At 72.8% G+C, this 16,580-nt stretch carries 20 protein-coding genes and 1 pseudogene; 11 read left to right on the forward strand and 10 right to left on the reverse strand.

Annotated elements, in window-relative coordinates:
* Positions 1-32 precede the first annotated feature (32 nt).
* On the reverse strand, positions 33-1,589 hold the full coding sequence (locus VGI02_RS22605) for a carboxyl transferase domain-containing protein (protein ID WP_414638349.1): 1,557 nt from the start codon (positions 1,587-1,589) through the stop codon (positions 33-35).
* Positions 1,590-1,701: 112 nt separating this feature from the next.
* Between VGI02_RS22605 and VGI02_RS22610 the strand changes: the two genes are divergently transcribed.
* Positions 1,702-2,307 carry a TetR/AcrR family transcriptional regulator gene (locus tag VGI02_RS22610; RefSeq protein ID WP_331631093.1) on the forward strand — a complete coding sequence of 202 codons (606 nt, stop codon included), beginning with the start codon at positions 1,702-1,704 and terminating at the stop codon, positions 2,305-2,307.
* 6 nt (positions 2,308-2,313) lie between these two features.
* On the opposite strand, the gene VGI02_RS22615 is transcribed toward VGI02_RS22610, so the two are convergent.
* Both VGI02_RS22615 and VGI02_RS22620 read right to left on the reverse strand, forming a co-directional pair.
* Positions 2,314-2,598 (reverse strand): hypothetical protein, encoded by a 285-nt coding sequence (locus tag VGI02_RS22615; RefSeq protein ID WP_331631094.1) that lies wholly within the window; start codon positions 2,596-2,598, stop codon positions 2,314-2,316.
* A gap of 180 nt (positions 2,599-2,778) precedes the next feature.
* Positions 2,779-3,042, reverse strand: coding sequence for a hypothetical protein (locus VGI02_RS22620; RefSeq protein ID WP_331631096.1), 264 nt, complete (start codon positions 3,040-3,042; stop codon positions 2,779-2,781).
* 162 nt (positions 3,043-3,204) lie between these two features.
* Here VGI02_RS22620 and VGI02_RS22625 point away from each other — a divergent pair, with 162 nt between their 5' ends.
* Positions 3,205-3,942 carry a potassium channel family protein gene (locus tag VGI02_RS22625; protein WP_331631098.1) on the forward strand — a complete coding sequence of 246 codons (738 nt, stop codon included), beginning with the start codon at positions 3,205-3,207 and terminating at the stop codon, positions 3,940-3,942.
* Positions 3,943-4,110: 168 nt separating this feature from the next.
* On the forward strand, positions 4,111-5,232 hold the full coding sequence (locus VGI02_RS22630; RefSeq protein WP_331631100.1) for an epoxide hydrolase family protein: 1,122 nt from the start codon (positions 4,111-4,113) through the stop codon (positions 5,230-5,232).
* A gap of 69 nt (positions 5,233-5,301) precedes the next feature.
* On the opposite strand, the gene VGI02_RS22635 is transcribed toward VGI02_RS22630, so the two are convergent.
* Together VGI02_RS22635 and VGI02_RS22640 are read right to left on the reverse strand one after the other, a co-directional pair.
* Positions 5,302-5,502 (reverse strand): DUF397 domain-containing protein, encoded by a 201-nt coding sequence (locus tag VGI02_RS22635; protein WP_331631102.1) that lies wholly within the window; start codon positions 5,500-5,502, stop codon positions 5,302-5,304.
* A gap of 37 nt (positions 5,503-5,539) precedes the next feature.
* A complete protein-coding gene (locus VGI02_RS22640) occupies positions 5,540-6,406 on the reverse strand; it encodes a helix-turn-helix domain-containing protein (protein ID WP_331631103.1) in 867 nt (288 codons plus the stop codon).
* Between the two features lie 174 nt (positions 6,407-6,580).
* Here VGI02_RS22640 and VGI02_RS22645 point away from each other — a divergent pair, with 174 nt between their 5' ends.
* Both VGI02_RS22645 and VGI02_RS22650 read left to right on the forward strand, forming a co-directional pair.
* Positions 6,581-6,829: a hypothetical protein gene (locus tag VGI02_RS22645; protein ID WP_331631105.1), complete on the forward strand. Its 249-nt coding sequence runs from the start codon at positions 6,581-6,583 to the stop codon at positions 6,827-6,829.
* Positions 6,830-6,944: 115 nt separating this feature from the next.
* Positions 6,945-7,232: a plasmid mobilization protein gene (locus tag VGI02_RS22650; protein ID WP_331631107.1), complete on the forward strand. Its 288-nt coding sequence runs from the start codon at positions 6,945-6,947 to the stop codon at positions 7,230-7,232.
* A gap of 3 nt (positions 7,233-7,235) precedes the next feature.
* Here the strand turns inward: VGI02_RS22650 and VGI02_RS22655 are convergent, their stop codons facing one another.
* Positions 7,236-7,643 carry a hypothetical protein gene (locus VGI02_RS22655; protein WP_331631109.1) on the reverse strand — a complete coding sequence of 136 codons (408 nt, stop codon included), beginning with the start codon at positions 7,641-7,643 and terminating at the stop codon, positions 7,236-7,238.
* Positions 7,644-7,831: 188 nt separating this feature from the next.
* Between VGI02_RS22655 and VGI02_RS22660 the strand changes: the two genes are divergently transcribed.
* Both VGI02_RS22660 and VGI02_RS22665 read left to right on the forward strand, forming a co-directional pair.
* On the forward strand, positions 7,832-8,134 hold the full coding sequence (locus VGI02_RS22660; protein ID WP_331631111.1) for a hypothetical protein: 303 nt from the start codon (positions 7,832-7,834) through the stop codon (positions 8,132-8,134).
* A 31-nt stretch (positions 8,135-8,165) separates the two neighbouring features.
* A complete protein-coding gene (locus VGI02_RS22665) occupies positions 8,166-8,582 on the forward strand; it encodes a hypothetical protein (protein WP_331631113.1) in 417 nt (138 codons plus the stop codon).
* Here VGI02_RS22665 and VGI02_RS22670 read toward each other — a convergent pair.
* The 3 genes and pseudogenes from VGI02_RS22670 to VGI02_RS22680 all read right to left on the reverse strand — a co-directional run.
* The gene (locus tag VGI02_RS22670; RefSeq protein WP_331631181.1) at positions 8,571-10,115 is read right to left on the reverse strand and encodes an acyl--CoA ligase family protein; all 1,545 of its coding nucleotides are present in this window, start codon (positions 10,113-10,115) and stop codon (positions 8,571-8,573) included. The genes VGI02_RS22665 and VGI02_RS22670 overlap by 12 nt on opposite strands.
* A gap of 91 nt (positions 10,116-10,206) precedes the next feature.
* On the reverse strand, positions 10,207-10,845 hold the full coding sequence (locus tag VGI02_RS22675) for an Fpg/Nei family DNA glycosylase (protein WP_331631115.1): 639 nt from the start codon (positions 10,843-10,845) through the stop codon (positions 10,207-10,209).
* A pseudogene (locus tag VGI02_RS22680) lies at positions 10,815-11,024 on the reverse strand (DNA-formamidopyrimidine glycosylase family protein); the annotation flags it as partial. The pseudogene VGI02_RS22680 and the gene VGI02_RS22675, both read right to left, overlap by 31 nt.
* Positions 11,025-11,132: 108 nt before the next feature.
* Between VGI02_RS22680 and VGI02_RS22685 the strand changes: the two are divergent.
* Both VGI02_RS22685 and VGI02_RS22690 read left to right on the forward strand, forming a co-directional pair.
* Complete coding sequence (locus tag VGI02_RS22685) at positions 11,133-11,609, forward strand: nucleoside deaminase (protein WP_331631117.1); 477 nt, start codon at positions 11,133-11,135, stop codon at positions 11,607-11,609.
* Positions 11,610-11,653: 44 nt separating this feature from the next.
* On the forward strand, positions 11,654-13,081 hold the full coding sequence (locus VGI02_RS22690; protein ID WP_331631119.1) for a purine-cytosine permease family protein: 1,428 nt from the start codon (positions 11,654-11,656) through the stop codon (positions 13,079-13,081).
* Here VGI02_RS22690 and VGI02_RS22695 read toward each other — a convergent pair.
* On the reverse strand, positions 13,032-13,751 hold the full coding sequence (locus VGI02_RS22695; RefSeq protein WP_331631121.1) for a TetR/AcrR family transcriptional regulator: 720 nt from the start codon (positions 13,749-13,751) through the stop codon (positions 13,032-13,034). The two genes, VGI02_RS22690 and VGI02_RS22695, sit on opposite strands and share 50 nt — an antisense overlap.
* Positions 13,752-13,830: 79 nt before the next feature.
* Between VGI02_RS22695 and VGI02_RS22700 the strand changes: the two genes are divergently transcribed.
* Positions 13,831-15,354, forward strand: coding sequence for an acyl-CoA synthetase (locus VGI02_RS22700; RefSeq protein ID WP_331631123.1), 1,524 nt, complete (start codon positions 13,831-13,833; stop codon positions 15,352-15,354).
* Entirely contained in the window at positions 15,351-16,574 is a 1,224-nt protein-coding gene (locus VGI02_RS22705; protein ID WP_331631125.1) for an acyl-CoA dehydrogenase family protein, read from the forward strand. Before VGI02_RS22700 ends, VGI02_RS22705 begins: the two co-directional genes overlap by 4 nt.
* Positions 16,575-16,580 lie beyond the last annotated feature (6 nt).

Below are 16,580 nucleotides of genomic sequence, written 5' to 3' on the forward strand. Positions count from 1 at the left end.
TGCTCAGCAGGACGCCGGCACGGGGGGTCGGGCTACATCCGGAAGACGCCGAAGCGCGGGTCGTCGAGGGGGGCGTGGGCGCAGGCCGAGAGGGCCAGGCCCAGCACGGTGCGGGTGTCGAGCGGGTCGATGACGCCGTCGTCCCAGAGCCGCGCCGTGGAGTAGTACGGGTGGCCCTGGTGCTCGTACTGCTCGCGCACGGTGTCCGCCTCGGACGAGCCGACCGTGCCGAGCACCGTCGCCGCCTGCTCGGCGCCCATCACGCTGATCCGCGCGTTGGGCCACATCCACAGGAACCGCGGGGAGTACGCCCGGCCCGCCATCGCGTAGTTCCCGGCGCCGTAGGACCCGCCGATCACCACCGTCAGCTTCGGCACCCGGGTGGTCGCCACGGCGGTGACCATCTTGGCGCCGTCCTTGGCGATGCCGCCCGCCTCGTACTCGCGCCCGACCATGAACCCGGTGATGTTCTGCAGGAACACCAGGGGGATGCCGCGCTGGTCGCACAGCTCCACGAAGTGCGCCCCCTTGAGCGCCGACTCGCGGAAGAGCACGCCGTTGTTCGCGACGATGCCGACCGGGTGCCCGTGCAGCCGCGCGAAGCCGGTGACCAGCGTCGTCCCGTACTCGGGCTTGAACTCGGTGAACCGCGACCCGTCCACGAGGCGCGAGATCACCTCGCGCACGTCGTAGGCGCTGCGCCCGTCGACCGGCACCACGTCGTAGATCCCGGCCGGGTCCTGCGCCGGAGGCTCGGCCGCCCGGCGCTCCCACGGCGGCGCGGGATCGGGCGGCAGGGTGTCGACGATGTCGCGCACCGTCGAGAGGGCATGCGCGTCGTCGTCGGCGAGGTGGTCGACGACGCCCGAGGTGCGGGCGTGCAGGTCGCCCCCGCCGAGCTCCTCGGCCGTGACCTCCTCGCCCGTCGCGGCCTTCACCAGCGGCGGGCCGCCGAGGAAGATCGTGCCCTGGTTCCGGACGATGACCGCCTCGTCGCTCATCGCCGGGACGTACGCCCCGCCCGCGGTGCACGAGCCCAGGACGGCGGCGATCTGCGGGATGCCGGCCGCGGACAGCGTCGCCTGGTTGTAGAAGATCCGACCGAAGTGCTCGCGGTCGGGGAACACCTGGTCCTGCTGGGGCAGGAAGGCCCCGCCGGAGTCGACGAGGTAGACGCAGGGCAGCCGGTTCTGCAGCGCCACCTCCTGCGCGCGCAGGTGCTTCTTCACCGTCATCGGGTAGTAGGTCCCGCCCTTGACGGTGGCGTCGTTGGCGACGACGACGCAGGTCCGGCCCGCGATCCGCCCGACCCCGGTGATGATGCCCGCGCCCGGCGCGGCGTCGTCGTACATCCCGTACGCCGCCAGCGGCGAGAGCTCCAGGAACGGCGACGACGGGTCGAGCAGGGCGTCCACCCGGTCCCGCGGGAGCAGCTTGCCGCGCTCGACGTGCCGGCTGCGCGAGCGCTCCGGGCCGCCGAGGCGCACCCGGGCGAGCGTGGAGCGCAGGTCGTCGACCAGCTCCTGGTGCGCTGCCGCGTTACCGCCCGGTCCAGCCGTACGGGCCGGCGCCGCCTCCGCCAGGGTCACCGCGACCTCCCCGTCTCGATGGTCGAGTTCAGTCTTCCGCGACGTGAACGATGACTAACACCTCACGTTAGTCGGCGTTCACACGGGACGGCAAGGCCCGTAGGCTGCGGGCGTGGAGCAGGGGACCGTGACGACCATCGACACCTGGTCGGGGCCGGGCTCCGCACCCACCCGTCGTCGGGAACAGATCCTCGTGGAGGCGTCGCGGCTGTTCGCCGACCAGGGCTTCCACGGCACGTCGATCGACGGGATCGGCGCAGCCGCGGGCGTCAGCGGGCCCGCCATCTACCGGCACTTCCCCTCGAAGGAGTCGCTGCTCACCGAGATGCTCGTGGGCATCAGCGAGTACCTGCTCGACGGCGGACGCCGCCTCGCGGCGAACCATCCGGCCCCCGCCGAGCGGCTGGGGGCACTGGTGGAGTTCCACGTGGACTTCGCGCTGCACCGCCCCGAGCTGATCTCGGTGCAGGACCGCGACCTCGCGAGCCTGCCCGACGACGCCCGCCGTCGCGTGCGCGCGCTGCAGCGGGCGTACGTGGAGGTCTGGGAGGACGTGATCAGCCGCTCCGGGCCGCAGCGCACCGCCGACGAGGTGCGCATCGCCGCCCACGCCGCCTTCGGCCTGATGAACTCCACGCCGCGCAGCGCCGCGCACACCTCGGCGGAGACGGCGGCGCCGGTGCTCACCGCGATGGCCCTGGCGGCGCTGGTCGGTTGACGGCGGTCAGCCGAGGCGGCCGACCTCGTCGCGGGCGTGCTGCTGCCGTCGGTGCATCTCCTCGAGCTGGGAGCGCACCGAGATGCGGCGCTGGAGGAGCTCGCGGACGTAGTCGTCGCGGCCCGCCGCCTGGGCGTCGTGGATCTGGCGGTTGAGCCGTTGCTCGAAGTTCTCGAGCACGGTGACCTGCCCCGAGATGCGCCGCAGCGATCCCTCCGCCTGTTCGCGACGGGCGCGGGCGGCCTCGTCCTGGGACCCGATGATCCGGTCCGGCGCGTTCGGCGTCGTCATGGCGCACCGTCCTTCCGTTCTCGCAGATCCCTACTGTGCCAAGTGTCACAGCCGGAGAAAAGCCCCCGACGGACGATCCGGACGGATCGTCAGCCTGCCGAGGGACGTCAGGCCGAGCGCGTCCATCCGCTCGATCGCCTCGCGCGCGGATCAGGACGGGCGCGAGCGCCTGCGAGACGGTCACGGGGAGCCGGAACGGGGCGAGGTCGTGCGGGGACGGCCTCCCACGCGCGCCCCGGGCGCTCGGCGCGCCAGGGCGACGACCGGGCGCACGACGGCCGGGTCGCCGTGCCGGGTCAGCCGGACCCGGGCGGACAGGACGGGGCGGGGGGGCAGCCGGGCGAGCCGGACGACGGCGGCCCGGACCCTCGCGGCCTCCTCGGCGCCGATGTGGGAGTCGGTGCTCACCCGCACCGCGGACTCGTCGATCGAGGTGGTCTCCACTGCTCCTCCTGCGACGGCTGGTCGGGCGCGCAGGATGGCGCGCGTCGGTGGCGACGGGGCAGGGTCGGCCGGCACCCCGGAGGTCACCCGCCGCGGGACCTGTGGCCCTGCCGCGGCATGCCGTGGTGCGACAGCGTCTCCGGTGAGGCGAGGGAGGCGGCGATGGCCCATGTGCGCGGCGGGGCGGCGGGGCGGGTGATCGCCACCGTGCTCCGCTCGACGATCACCGTCGTCCTGCTCGGCTGGCTCTACACCGTCTTCCCGCTGCGGACCCGGCCCGACCTCGTCACCCTCGTCGAGCTCGTGCTCGGCCTGCTGGCCCTGGGGGTGACCGCGGCGTGGCAGATCCGCGGGATCACCCGGTCGCCCTGGCCCGCGCTGCGCGCCATCGAGGCGTTCGCGATGACCGTGCCGCTGTTCGTCGTGCTGTTCTCGGCCGCCTACGTCGTGGTGGACGGCTCCTGGCCGGGCTCGTTCAACCAGCCCCTCGACCGCGTGGCGGCGCTGTACTTCACGATGACCGTGCTCGCCACGGTCGGCTTCGGCGACATCGTCGCGGTGACCACGGCGGCCCGCCTGCTCGTGGTCGGTCAGATGGTGCTCGACCTCGTGCTCGTCGGCCTCGTGGTGCGCGCCATGCTGGACGCGGTCCGTCGCGGCCGCGAACGCACCGCCCGCGCGCAGGGCTCAGCGGCCGCGCGCGACGAGCAGACCGACCACGAACCCGACGACGAGCATGAGGGCGAGCGCCGACCACAGCGGCATCGTCACGACGGGGATGAGGACCCGGATCGCCGTCGGAGCGGTGTTCTCGACGACGAACACGACCGCGAGGACCGCGAGGACCCCTCCCACGATCAGGCGGGTGCGTCCGGCCGACGAGCCGGCGGACGAGCGTGAGGGCGAGCGCTGGGTCATGGCGGTCCTTCCCGGTCGGGGAGGTCAGGCTCGGGGCGCGGGCCCGCCGCCGCCACGGCCGGTGGTCCCGGTCGCGGCAGGTCCTCCGGCCGGACGGGCCGCCGCGGGAGGAGGACGGGAACCGTCCGCCTCATCGGTGACGCTGCCGCCATGAGCGAGCTGCGGCCCTTCACCGTCGACGTCCCCCGGAGCGACCTCGACGACCTGCGACGCCGGCTCGACGCGGTCCGCCCGCCCGACCAGCCGGCGGGCGCGGGGTGGGAGTACGGGGTCACCCGCAGGTACCTCGACGAGCTCGTCGGGCTCTGGCGCGGGGACTTCGACTGGTCCGCGGTGCAGGAGCGGCTCAACGCGTGGCCGCAGGTGACGACGACGATCGGCGGCCAGCCGGTGCACGCGATCCACGCCCGGTCCCCGCATCCCGACGCCACGCCGCTGCTGCTCCTGCACGGCTGGCCCTCGACGCTGGCGGACTTCCTGGGGATCCTCCCGGCGGTCACCGAGCGGTTCCACGTCGTCGTCCCGTCGCTGCCCGGCTTCGGGTTCTCCGGGCCGACCCGCGAGACCGGGTGGGACCTCGACCGTCACGCCGACACGCTGCTGGACCTGATGACGCGCGCCGGGTACGAGCGGTTCGTCGTCCAGGGCGGTGACTGGGGCGCCCTGATCGGGCCGCACGTCGCGCGCCGGGCCCCGCAGCGGGTGGCGTTGGTGCACGTCAACGCGCTGCTCACCCCCGTGGACTGGACGTCGGGGGACCCGACGGCGGGGCTGTCGGCGCAGGACGCGGCGCAGGTGTTCGCGCTCGGCGCGCTGTGGCGGGAGCGCCAGGGCTACGCGGCGATCCAGAGCACCCGCCCGCAGACGCTGGCCCACGCCCTGGCCGACTCACCGGTGGGCCTGCTCGCCTGGGACCTCGAGTGGTTCGTCGACTACGACCCGGCCGCCACGGTGCAGACCCCGATCGACCCGATGGCCATCCTCACCGACGTCACGATCACCTGGCTGACCGGCACCGCGGGCTCGTCGGCGCGGACGTACAAGGAGGCCGGGGAGGCGTTCGGCGGCGCGCTGCCGTCCTCGGGCGTCCCGACCGCCGTCGCCTGCTTCCCCGGCGACCACACGATCCGGGGGATCGCCGAGCGCGCCCACCACGTCGTGCGCTGGACGACCCACGACCGCGGCGGTCACTTCGCCTCGTTGCAGGCGCCGGATCTGCTGGTCAGCGATCTCGTCGAGGCGTGCGAGGAGGTGAGCCTGCGTCTGGAGTAGCGGCGGACCAGGGCGCTCGACGTCGAGCGGGGTCGCGGGCACCAGGCGACACGACCCCGCTCGCTCTCGTCACCCGAAGTCGAACTCTCCGGCTTTGACTCCGAGGACGAAGTCCGACCACTCCTGAGCAGTGAACCGGTGCGGCGGGAGCACTGGCTTCTTGGAGTCGCGCAGATCGACGTCGCCGTTGGGGAGCACGGCGACCTCGACACAAGAGCCGGCCCCGCAGAAGGACGATCTGCGATAACTCGGCACGATCTGGACACTCACAGGGCGTCCTTTCTCCCACCAGCCGTTCGGGGACAGGTCAGCGGATCAGATTACGGATCAGATTCAAGGAGTCCTCCCGTCCGAGGGATTCGCTCCAGAGCGTTCGAAAGGCATTTTGGAAGTCCAGGACCTCGGCAGCCTCCTCCACGTAGTAGTCCGTGCCCGCGGCCTCCACGTTCACCACGGTGTGATCGACCGTGGTCAAACGTGGATTGAATATCGAGAAGGAGCTCAAGGCAAAGCGACGCACCGGAGCGGTCAACGGTCTGACCCGGAAGTCCACGGCTTCATCGACCGCGAGGAGCGCGACGAGTTGCTCTCTCATGACGTCAGCGCCTCCCACCTGACGCAGCAGTGCCGCTTCGTCGAGAACGACGGTCGCGGCCAGGGGGTTCTCCGCCCGTCGGAGCGCTTCTTGTCGCGCGATCCGGATGTCCACGAGCCGGTCCAGGTCGGAGGCACTGATCCTGTCGACGTCAGCGAAGAGGTCACCGATCACGGCATGCGCGTACGCGCGGGTCTGGAGCAGAGCTGGGACAAAAGGTGCGTAGAGCGACACCGAAGCCGCTTCGGCTTCCAGCGAGATGTAGTAATCGAGGTTGGCCGGGAGCACATCGGAGTGGGGGTGCCACCACCCGAAGGCCTTGCTCTCCTCGACCCAGCCCAGAATCTGGGTACGCCGCTCCACATCGACGACGCCGTACACCGTCAGCAGGTTGCGGACGTCCCACGTCTTGGCGACGGAGTGCCCCGTCTCGAGCCGGCTGATCTTGGCAGGCGAGACCTCGAGCTCGGCAGCCACCTGCTCGAGGCGCATGTTCGCGTCCTCACGCAGGCGCCTCAGCGCGGCTCCGAGCCTCCGGCGCACGACGACGGGGCCGACGGCGCCAGACGAACCGGTCACCTCGCAGCCCCTCGCGTCGCGATGCAAATTTCTCGATCTTCACGTGCATGCAGCAAGGTGCCCTTGTGCACAGCCTCGCTCGATACAGACACCCACGTTGCAAAGGCGGAACCTAGCATGTGACGTGTCGCGCCTCACGAGGGCGCGCCACGACGCCGAGAGGGGGTCGTCGGGATGACCGCCGGCGATGAACCTGCACTCTGCACTGCGAACGACTACGCCGACGTGGAGGGCTACGTCGGCCAGATGTACTACGCCTGGCTGTTCGGCTACTGCACGGCAGCCCTGCACACCCAGGTGATCTCGCTCTGCCAGGACGCCGGCGCAGGGCACTACGACGCCCACCGCGCCGCGCAGCTGGTCATGACGTGGCAGCTGCTCCACAGCTTTCCGTACGACTATCGGCGGCTAACCGCCGCCTGACGCCGGCCCATGTGACGAACGTGCGCGCGCCTCGGAGTGAGGCTGGTGCGTATGCGTGGTGCGTATTACGCTTGTCGGCCAACCGAGCGCTTGCCGGCGACCGAGGAGCTGCTTCATGCCCGATTCTCCGGCGCCGACGACCTTTCGTCTGTCTGCCGAGGAGCGTGCCCTGCTCGAGGCGGTCGCCCACGCCTCGGGACGGACGTTGTCGGCGTACGTGCGGGACGCGGCCCTCGCGGCTGCCCGCGGTTACATCGCCCGCGAGGGCATCGAGAAGGTCCTCGAGCGCGATCGCGCGTACCTCGACGAGCGGGCGAAGGCATCGACGAGGATCGCCGAGCACCGGCGCGCGTTGCTCGAAGACGTCACGTCCTCGGACGAGTCGTCGAGCCGGCGCCGCTGACCCTCACCGCATGTAGGTGTTGCCCCCGCCGTGGGACAGGTCCGCGGCGGCGATGGCACTCGCGGCGACGGCGATCCTGTCCCGTGCCTGCCAGATCCGGTTTGCCTCTGCCCGGTGCCCGCATCCGTCGGCCAGGGTCGACAGGACCGAGTGCAGACAGGCGCTGGTGTTCACGATGGTCAGGATGCGGGCCCGCACGCCTGGCTTCGCGAGGTAGCGGAGTGACTGGATGTAGTGCAAGGCGAGAACGGCGGTGACACCGAGATCCTCACCTGTGTCCGTCCGCCGGTCTACCGAGGAGACATCCAGCGAAGGCGTGTCCGGAACGCCGAACAGCTCGCGGATCGCCGTGAACATCGGCGGCGTCTCGTCGTAGAGCGCGACCAGCTCGGCCGGCTTCTCCAGGCACATCTGCGCTACCCCCTCGCGCGCCGTCCACCGCCGGAAACGGCCCCGCTCCGTCACGCGGCGGAGCGATTCAACCTATCCGACACACGGCTGAGTGACCCGGCCGCGCAACCGTGGCACGTCCGAGGACCTTGACGCGGTTCCGAGTATGCGTAAGCTGACTACGTATTACAAGACCCGTGGAGGCTGTCATGCCGACCCCGCTCGCACTCGACCTCGCCACCGCGGACGCGGCGCCTGTCGCTGCGACGTCGGATCACAGTGGACTCATCGCGCTTGGCGTCGTGGTCGCCTCGGCCGTCGTCGCCCTCTGGCGCGTGCTGCTGCGGCTCCTGCTCGTCGCACTCGTGGCCCTCGTCGTCATCGGCCTCGGCGTCGTCATGACCCCGGACCTCGCGGTGTCTCCCCCGCCACCGCCCGGGATCTCCCGGACGCCCACCCCGGGTCCCGCACCGACCCCGCTCCCGAACCCGCAGAGGGCGCAGACCGGCTGACCCCGTTGCGTGATCCATGTGTGATCCCAGCGTGACCGGCAACCCTTCTGGCACCTGCACGCCAGGAACGAGGGGGGACCTCACCCTGGGACGCCACCACCGACCCGACGAGACCACCGCGTCGCTGCGCCGTCCGGCGCTCGTCACGACGATGCGCGGCCCGACACCGTCCGCGGCGCCCGCTCCCGTGATCGAGCCGGTCGGATCGCCGCTGCACGTCGGGTGGCGCGAGCGGCGGACCGTCCGCAGGCAGCAGGCCGAGGCGACGGCGCTGGCGGCGCGGATCGCCCGGGCGCAGCGCCGCCTGCGGCAGGTGTCGGTGCCGGTGCCGGGCCCCGCTGCGGCCGCGGCCCCGACGCCCCGACCCGCGGCCGACGCGGCGCCGCCGTGGCGCTCGGAGCTCCCGGCGCCCTCGGAGCTCCCGGCGCCCCGGGAGTCACCCGCCTGAGCGTTCCTGGTCCCGCAGCACGTTCTTCTGGATCTTGCCGGTCGAGGTCTTCGGGAGCTCCCCGAAGACCACGCGCTTCGGGGCCTTGTAGCGGGCGAGGTGGACCCGGACGTGCTCGACGAGCGTGTCCGGGTCCACCTCCTCGCGCACGCTGACGTAGGCCACCGGGATCTCGCCCCACCGCTCGTCGGGCGCGCCCACGACGGCCGACTCGATCACGGCCGGGTGGCTGTCGAGGACCCGTTCGACCTCGACGGAGGCGATGTTCTCGCCGCCGGAGATGATCACGTCCTTGCTGCGGTCGCGGATCTCGACGTAGCCGTCGGGGTGCACGACACCCAGGTCCCCGGTGCGGAACCAGCCGGCGGCGTCGACCTCCGCCGTCGCCGCGGGGTCGCGGTAGTAGCCGAGCATGACGTCGTTGCCGCGCAGCACCAGCTCGCCCATCGTCTCGCCGTCGGCGGGGACGTCGTGGCCCTTCACCTCGTCGATCACCCGCAGCCGCGCGGCGACGACGTTGCCGACACCCTGACGGGCCTGCAGCCCGGCCCGCTCCTCGTCGGAGAGGTCGTCCCACTCGGGGTGCCAGTCGTTGACGACGGCGGGTCCGTAGGTCTCGGTGAGCCCGTAGAGATGGGTGACGTCCATGCCGAGGGAGCGCATCCGCGCGAGCAGCGTCGGTGACGGCGGCGCGCCCCCGGTGGCCACGGTGACGCGGCGCTCGAGCTCGTCGCCCGCACCCGCGGGCGAGCCGGCGATCATCGTCAGCACGGTGGGCGCGGCGCAGAAGTGGGTGACACCCTCGGTGCGCAGGAGCCGCCAGATCTCCTCCGCGTCGATCGCCCGCAGGCACACATGCGTGCCGCCGGCCGCCGTCACGGCCCACGGGAAGCACCAGCCGTCGCAATGGAACATCGGCAGCGTCCACAGGTAGCGGGAGTCCGGGGCGAGCCGCACGTGGAAGGCCATGGCCAGCGCCTGGAGGTACGCGCCGCGGTGGTGGTACATCACCCCCTTCGGGCGCCCGGTGGTCCCGCTCGTGTAGTTGATCGCGAGCAGGCCGCGCTCGTCGACCACCGGGACGACGCTCGGCGCCGCGGTGGCGAGCCGGTCCTCGTACTCCGCGCCCTCCACCAGCAGCGTGGCCCCGGTCCGCGCGGCGACCGTGTTCGCGAGCTCGGCGAGCTCGGTCGTCGCGAGGAGGATCCGCGCGCCCGAGTGCTCGACGATGTGCACCAGCTCGTCGGCCGAGAGCCGGGTGTTCAGCGGCACCAGCACCGCGCCCGCGAAGGGCACGCCGTGGTGCGCCTCGAGCATGACGTGGCTGTTGGAGGCGAGCACCGCGACCCGGTCGCCCGGCCGTGCGCCGAGCGCCCCGAGCAGCCCGGCGAGCCGTCGGGAGCGCTCCGCGAACTGCTGGTAGGTGAACCGGCGCTCGCCGTCCACGATGGCGGTCCGCTCGGCGAAGGCGTGCTCGGAGCGGTCGAGGAACGCCGTCGGCGTCAGCTCGGCGAACGTGAACGGGGCCGGCATCGGGGTGGTCGAGACGAACGGGCCGGTGGTCACGATGTCCTCCCGCTGGGGCGACGGGGCCGGGCCCCGAGCGTAGGGCCGACCACCCGGATCATGCCTGTTCGGAGCTGCACCACCACGTCGTGCGGCTCCCGACGGTGCCGCGCTCCATCGGGGCGCCGCAGCGCGGGCACACGTCGTCGCGCTGCCGGTGGGGGATCACCTCGCCGGTGTGCACCCCGCCCTTCTCGATCGCCCGTCGTGTGGCGCGACGCAGGACCCGGCGCAGCTCGTCGAGCTCGTCGACGGTGAACTCCCCCGCCGGGCGGTGCGGGTCGACCTTCGCCTGCCACAGCGTCTCGTCGGCCAGCAGGTTCCCGACGCCGGAGAGCACGGCCTGGTCGAGCAGCCGCGCCTTGATCGGGCTGGTGCCCCGGCCGACCCTGGTGCGGAACTCGTCGCGGCCGATCTCGGCGGCGTCGGGGCCGAGCGCGTCGAGGTCGGGCTCGAGGCGCACCCGGCCCAGGCGGCGCTTGTCGAAGAGCCGCAGCGACCCGCCGTCGTCGAAGCTGATGGTGACCCGGTCCCACTCCGGCTTCTGGGCCTGCTCGTTGGCCTTCTTCGGCAGGCCGCCCGCGAGGTGCCCTCCCGCGAGCCGCGCGGGCCGGTGACGCGGAGGCGCCCGCCCATCCCGAGGTGCACGCCGAGGTGGGGCCCCTCGGCGCCGTCGGCGGTGACGGTGTCGCACCACATCGTCTTGCCCTTGCGGTGCGCGGCGGTGAGCTTCCCCCCGACGAGGGCCTTCGCGATCTCCCCGGGCTGGTGCGGCCGGCAGACGTACTCGTCGGAGTCGTCGACGTCGGTGATCGTGCGGTCGAGGGCCTTCTCGAGCACCTGGCGGGCGTTCTCGACCTCGGGAAGCTCGGGCACCCCACCGTGTTACCCCGCGGCGGCGCGTCCACGCGGGCCCGCGTCGTCACGGCGAGACGGCTCACTCGTCACCGGCTCGTGTTTAACCGCGCCGTCACCTCCGGGAACATGCCAGGGGTGACAGTGACGCCCGTGATCCCGGGCCCGCACGAGATGCTCGCCGTCGCGCTGGCGCAGGCGCGCGCGGGCGCAGACGCGGGGGGTGTGCCGGTCGGGGCCGCGCTCTTCGCCGCCGACGGCTCCCTGCTCGGGGCAGGCCACAACCGGCGGGTGCAGGACGGCGATCCCGCCACCCACGGGGAGACCGCCGCCTTCCGCGCCGCGGGCCGCCGTCCGGACTACGCCGGCACCACGATGGTCACCACGCTCTCGCCCTGCTTCTTCTGCGCGGGGCTGGTCCGCCAGTTCCGCATTCCGCGCCTCATCGTCGGGGAGGCCGCCACGTTCGGCGGGCAGCACGCGTGGCTCGCCGAGCACGGCGTCGAGGTCACGGTGCTCGACGACCCGGAGTGCGCCGAGCTCATGGGCCGGTTCGCGAAGGAGCACCCGGACACCTGGCTCGAGGACATCGGCGGGCCGGAGTGAGCACCATCCCCCCACGGAACGATCCCCCGGAAACGGAGAACCGAGTGTCCATCGTCGACGAGCCCTCCGACGTCGTCCTGCGTGACGGCGTCTACGGCGACCGCGTCGCGGCCGTCGAACCCGGGGGCGCGGAGTTCATCCCGCTCGCCGAACGGCACGGCAAGCCCCGTCAGCTCTTCTGGACGTGGTGCTCGCCCAACCTCGAGTTCGCGACGATCTTCGTCGGGGTCCTCGCGGTCAGCGCCTTCAGCCTCGGTTTCTGGGCCGCGGTCGCCGGGGTCGTGGTGGGCACCGCGCTCGGCTCGCTGACCCACGGCCTGCTCTCGGCGCGGGGCCCCCGCGCCGGCGTGCCGATGATGGTGCTCTCGCGACTGGGCTTCGGCTTCGTCGGCAACGCCCTGCCGGCCGGGCTGAACGCCATCGTCGGCGGCATCGGGTGGTTCGCGGTCAACAGCGTGTCTGGGGCGCTCGCCCTCTCCACGCTCACCGGGATGCCGGCGTGGCTGGGGCTGCTGATCGTCGCGCTCGTGCAGATCGTGGTGGCGCTGCTCGGGCACAACCTCATCCACGGCTTCGAGAAGGTCGTGCTCCCGGTGCTCGCGGTGGTCTTCGCGATCACCTCGATCGTCATCCTGGTCCAGACCGACCCGTCGTTCGTGCCCACCGACGGCCAGCCCGCGGGCTCCGTCGCCGGCTTCCTGCTGACCGTCGGCGCGACGTTCGGCTACGCGGTCGGCTGGAACCCCTACGCCACCGACTACACCCGCTACCTGCCGCCCGACGCGAGCCCGAAGGCCGTCGGCTGGGCGGCCGGGCTCGGCGTGTTCGTGCCGTGCGTGATCCTCGAGACCGTCGGCGCGGCGTCGGCCACCCTCGCGACCGACCCGAACGCCTCGCCCACCGCCGCGTTCACCGAGCACCTGCCCGGGGTGCTCGCCGCCCTGACGCTGCTGTGCATCGCGGTCGGCGCCGTCGCCGCGAACGCCATCAACATCTACTCGGGCGCGATGTCGTTCGTCGCCCTCGGCATCCGGCTCCCGCTGACCCTGCGCCGTGCGCTCGCCGTCGGGGTGTTCGGGGTGCTGGGCTTCATCGTGGCGCTGACCGGTCTCGCCGACGCCGGGCAGGCCTACGAGGGCTTCCTGCTGATCATCGCCTACTGGATCGCGCCGTGGCTCGCGGTGGTGTTCGTCGACTGGTACCTGCGGCGCGGGGAGGACGAGCGGGCCACCGAGGCCCTGCTGTTCGACACCTCGCACCGCAACATCGCCGGCCCGGTCGCAATGCTCGCCGGCATCGTCGTGTCGATCCTGCTGTTCTCGAACCAGACGGCGTTCACCGGGTTCGTCGCGCAGGCGGTGCCGCAGATCGGCGACATCGGCTTCGAGGTCGGGTTCGTCGTCTCGGCGGTGATCTACTGGCTCATGCGGAGGTCGGCTGCGACACGCCCGACCCCGACCGCGACGCGCTGAGCACGGCGGGCACGGCTCCGACGACCTCGTCGACCGTGCCCGCCACCGTGCCGGAGGGGTCCGCGGCCGCCCGGGCCGCGGCCTCGTCGACGCCGAGCCCCCGCAGCAGGGTGAGGGCGAACTCGGCCGCGACCGCCCCGGCCTCGAGACGCCCGGCCGGGTCGAACCACGTCCACATCCAGTGCAGCGAGCCGAACATCTGCAGGCTCCGCAGCCGGGCGTCTCCCGGCACGAAGGTGCCCGTCGCCTCGCCGTCCTGCAGCACCCCGACGACGAGATCGCGGTACTCGTCGCGCAGCGCCCGCGCGGACTCCATGCCGGGCTGGTCGACCAGGCGCACCACCTCGCGCTGGAACGCGACGGTGGTGTCGGGCTCGCGGGCGGAGTAGCGCACCCCGGCGTGGACGAGGGCGGCGATCCGCGCGTCGGCGCCGGGCAGCCGGGCGAACAGCTCGTGGGCCTCGGCGAGCCGCGCGCGCATGTAGCGCTCCTGGACCTCGGCGAGCATCCGGTCCTTGGTGCCGAAGTGGTGGACGATCGTGCCCTTCGAGAGGCCCAGCTCTCCTGCGACGTCGCCGAAGTTCGCCCGGTCGTAGCCGCGCTCGGCGACGTGCCGCGTGAACGTCTCGAGGATCTCCGGCCGGCGACCGCCCCGCGCGTACCCCGCCACCCGGAACCCCCCTCTTGCTCACTGACCGCACGTACGGGCAGAGTAGCCCAGGTCACGATGGCGGGCGAGGAGGCAGGTCATGGACGAGGGCATCGGGGCGTGGCCGGCCCGGCGTGCGGAGCGCTCCCCCGACGCGGTCGCCCTCGTCGACGGCCCGACCGGGGCGCGGACGTCCTACGCCGAGCTCGACGAGCGCGTGGGCGCCCGGGCCGGCCGGCTCGCCGAGCTCGGTGTCGGCCACGGCGACCGGGTCGCGCTGCTCGGCGAGAACTCGCCCGCCTACCTCGAGTGGCTCTTCGCCGCGGCCCGGCTCGGGGCGATCACGGTGCCGGTCAACTTCCGGCTCTCGGCGTCGGAGGTTGCCTACGTGCTCACCGACTCCGGGGCCCGCGCACTCGTGCGGTCGACGGCGTTCGCCCCGCTCGCCGACGCCGCGTGCGCCGGGCTCGACCCGGCCCCGGTCCTCGTGGAGCTGGCCGACGAGCCCGACGGCCCGGCCCTTCGCGAGCCCGAGCCGACGACGGGTCGCGGCGCCGAGCCATGCGTGATCATGTACACCTCGGGCACCACCGGCGCACCCAAGGGCGCGGTGCTCACCCACGACAACATGTTGTGGAACGCGGTGAACATGCTCTCCGCGGGCCCGGGCATGGCCTCCACCGACGTCACGATCGCCGCCGCCCCGCTCTTCCACATCGGCGCGCTCGGGATCTCGGCACTGCCGATCCTCTACGCGGGCGGCACCGTCGTGGTCGTGCCGTCGTTCGACCCGGCCGGCTTCCTCGACCTCATGGCGGCCGAGCGCGTGACCACCCAGTTCCTCGTCCCCGCGATGTGGGCGGCGCTCACCCGGGTGCCCGACCTCGACGAGCGCTCGTTCCCCGCGCTGCGGTGGGCGATCGCGGGCGGTGCGCCGTGCCCGCTGACCGTCATCGAACGGTTCCTCGGCCTGGGCTGGACGTTCACCGAAGGCTTCGGGATGACCGAGCTCTCCCCCTCGGCGCTCTTCCTCGACGCCGCCGACGTCGTGAGCCACGCCGGTTCGGTCGGCCGCCCCTTCATGCACCTCGACGCCCGCCTGGTGGACGAGGCGGGCGAGGACGTCGAAGTCGGGGAGGTCGGCGAGCTGGTGCTGCGGGGCCCGTCGGTGTTCGCCGGGTACTGGAACCGCCCCGAGGCGACCGCCGAGGCGATGCGCGGGGGCTGGTTCCACACCGGCGACCTCGGGGTGCGCGACGCACAGGGCTTCGTCACCCTCGTCGACCGCCGGAAAGACATGATCATCACCGGTGGGGAGAACGTCTACCCGATCGAGGTCGAGCAGGTGCTGCACCGCCACCCGGGGGTCGCCGACGTCGCCGTCGTCGGCGTCGGGGACCCGCAGTGGGGCGAGTCGGTGCTCGCCGTCGTCGTCCCGGCCGACCCCGACGCGCCCCCCGCTGCGGACGACGTCATCGCCTTCGCCCGCGAGCACATCGCGCACTTCAAGGCCCCGCGGCGGGTCGAGGTCGTCGGGGAGCTGCCACGCAACGCCACCGGCAAGCTCCTCAAGCGGACGCTGCGCGAACAGTTCGCCGGGTCGGCCGCCACGGTGTCGCGGTGACCGCCCTCGACGCGGCCGGGTCCGTCTCGTCGGCCGCCCCGGTGAGCGCGAACGACGCGTGGGCGACGCCCGAGCGCCGGGAGCTGCGCGCGCTGGTGCGGCGGTTCACCGAACGGGAGATCGTGCCCCAGCTCGAGGAGTGGGAGGACGCGGGCGGGCTGCCGCGGGCGCTGCACCGTCGTGCGGGCGAGCTGGGGCTGCTGGCGCTGGGGTTCCCGAAGGCGGCGGGCGGCGACGGCGAGCACCTCGACACCGCGCTGGTCGCCGAGGAGCTGATCCTCGCGGGCGGGTCGAGCGGGGTGTGCGCGGGACTGTTCACCCACGGGATCGCGGCGCCGCACATCGCGCTGCACGGGTCCGCCGAGCTGGTGGACCGGTTCGTGCGGCCCACCCTGCGCGGCGAGCTCATCGGGTCGCTCGGGATCACCGAGCCCGGCACCGGCTCCGACGTCGCGGCGATCACCACACGGGCGGTCCGCGACGGCAATGCAACTGGGCACGCCGATGGGGACTACGTCGTCACCGGGGCCAAGACCTTCATCACCTCGGGGATCCGCGCGGACTACGTGACGACGGCGGTGCGGACGGGTGGGCCCGGACACCGGGGGATCTCCCTGCTCGTCGTCGAGACCGACCGGCCCGGCGTCGCGCGCACCCGGCTGCGCAAGATGGGCTGGCACTGCTCGGACACCGCGACGATCTCCTACGACGACGTCCGGGTGCCCGCGACGAACCTGGTGGGCGCCGAGGGCAGCGGGGTTCCGGCAGATCATGGAGCGGTTCGCGACCGAGCGGCTCTCGCTCGCGGTGCAGGCGTACGCGACCGCACAGCGCTGCGTCGACCTCACCATCGACTGGCCCGGCAGCGCGAGACGTTCGGCGCGCCGCTGTCGTCGCGACAGGTCGTCCGGCACCGGATCGCCCAGATGGCGCGGCGGGCCGTGGTGGCGCGGACGTACGTGCGGGACGTGCTGGCCCGCTACGAGGCGGGCGCCGACTCCGGGGACCTGGTCCCCGAACTGGCGATGGCGAAGAACACCGCGGTCGAGGCCTGCGACTGGGTCGTCGACCAGGCCGTCCAACTGCACGGCGGGGCGGGCTACCTGCACGGCGTCGAGGTGGAGCGCCACTACCGCGACGCCCGCATCCTCGGAATCGGCGGAGGGACGAACGAGATCATGGACGAGGTCGTGGCGAGCCGGCTCGGGCTCGACGGATGAGGGGCT

It is taken from the genome of Actinomycetospora sp. (genome assembly GCF_036497245.1).
In the GTDB taxonomy this organism is placed as follows: Bacteria; Actinomycetota; Actinomycetes; order Mycobacteriales; family Pseudonocardiaceae; genus Actinomycetospora.

Excerpts from the sequence above, each read along its gene's own strand:
- VGI02_RS22670 (WP_331631181.1), bottom strand. The coding sequence starts at position 10,115 with ATGCCGGCCCCGTTCACGTTCGCCGAGCTGACGCCGACGGCGTTCCTC.
- VGI02_RS22645 (WP_331631105.1), top strand. The coding sequence starts at position 6,581 with ATGACCGCCGGCGATGAACCTGCACTCTGCACTGCGAACGACTACGCC.
- VGI02_RS22625 (WP_331631098.1), top strand. The coding sequence starts at position 3,205 with ATGGCCCATGTGCGCGGCGGGGCGGCGGGGCGGGTGATCGCCACCGTG.
- VGI02_RS22650 (WP_331631107.1), top strand. The coding sequence starts at position 6,945 with ATGCCCGATTCTCCGGCGCCGACGACCTTTCGTCTGTCTGCCGAGGAG.
- VGI02_RS22660 (WP_331631111.1), top strand. The coding sequence starts at position 7,832 with ATGCCGACCCCGCTCGCACTCGACCTCGCCACCGCGGACGCGGCGCCT.
- VGI02_RS22615 (WP_331631094.1), bottom strand. The coding sequence starts at position 2,598 with ATGACGACGCCGAACGCGCCGGACCGGATCATCGGGTCCCAGGACGAG.
- VGI02_RS22685 (WP_331631117.1), top strand. The coding sequence starts at position 11,133 with ATGCCAGGGGTGACAGTGACGCCCGTGATCCCGGGCCCGCACGAGATG.
- VGI02_RS22630 (WP_331631100.1), top strand. The coding sequence starts at position 4,111 with ATGAGCGAGCTGCGGCCCTTCACCGTCGACGTCCCCCGGAGCGACCTC.
- VGI02_RS22700 (WP_331631123.1), top strand. The coding sequence starts at position 13,831 with ATGGACGAGGGCATCGGGGCGTGGCCGGCCCGGCGTGCGGAGCGCTCC.
- VGI02_RS22655 (WP_331631109.1), bottom strand. The coding sequence starts at position 7,643 with ATGTGCCTGGAGAAGCCGGCCGAGCTGGTCGCGCTCTACGACGAGACG.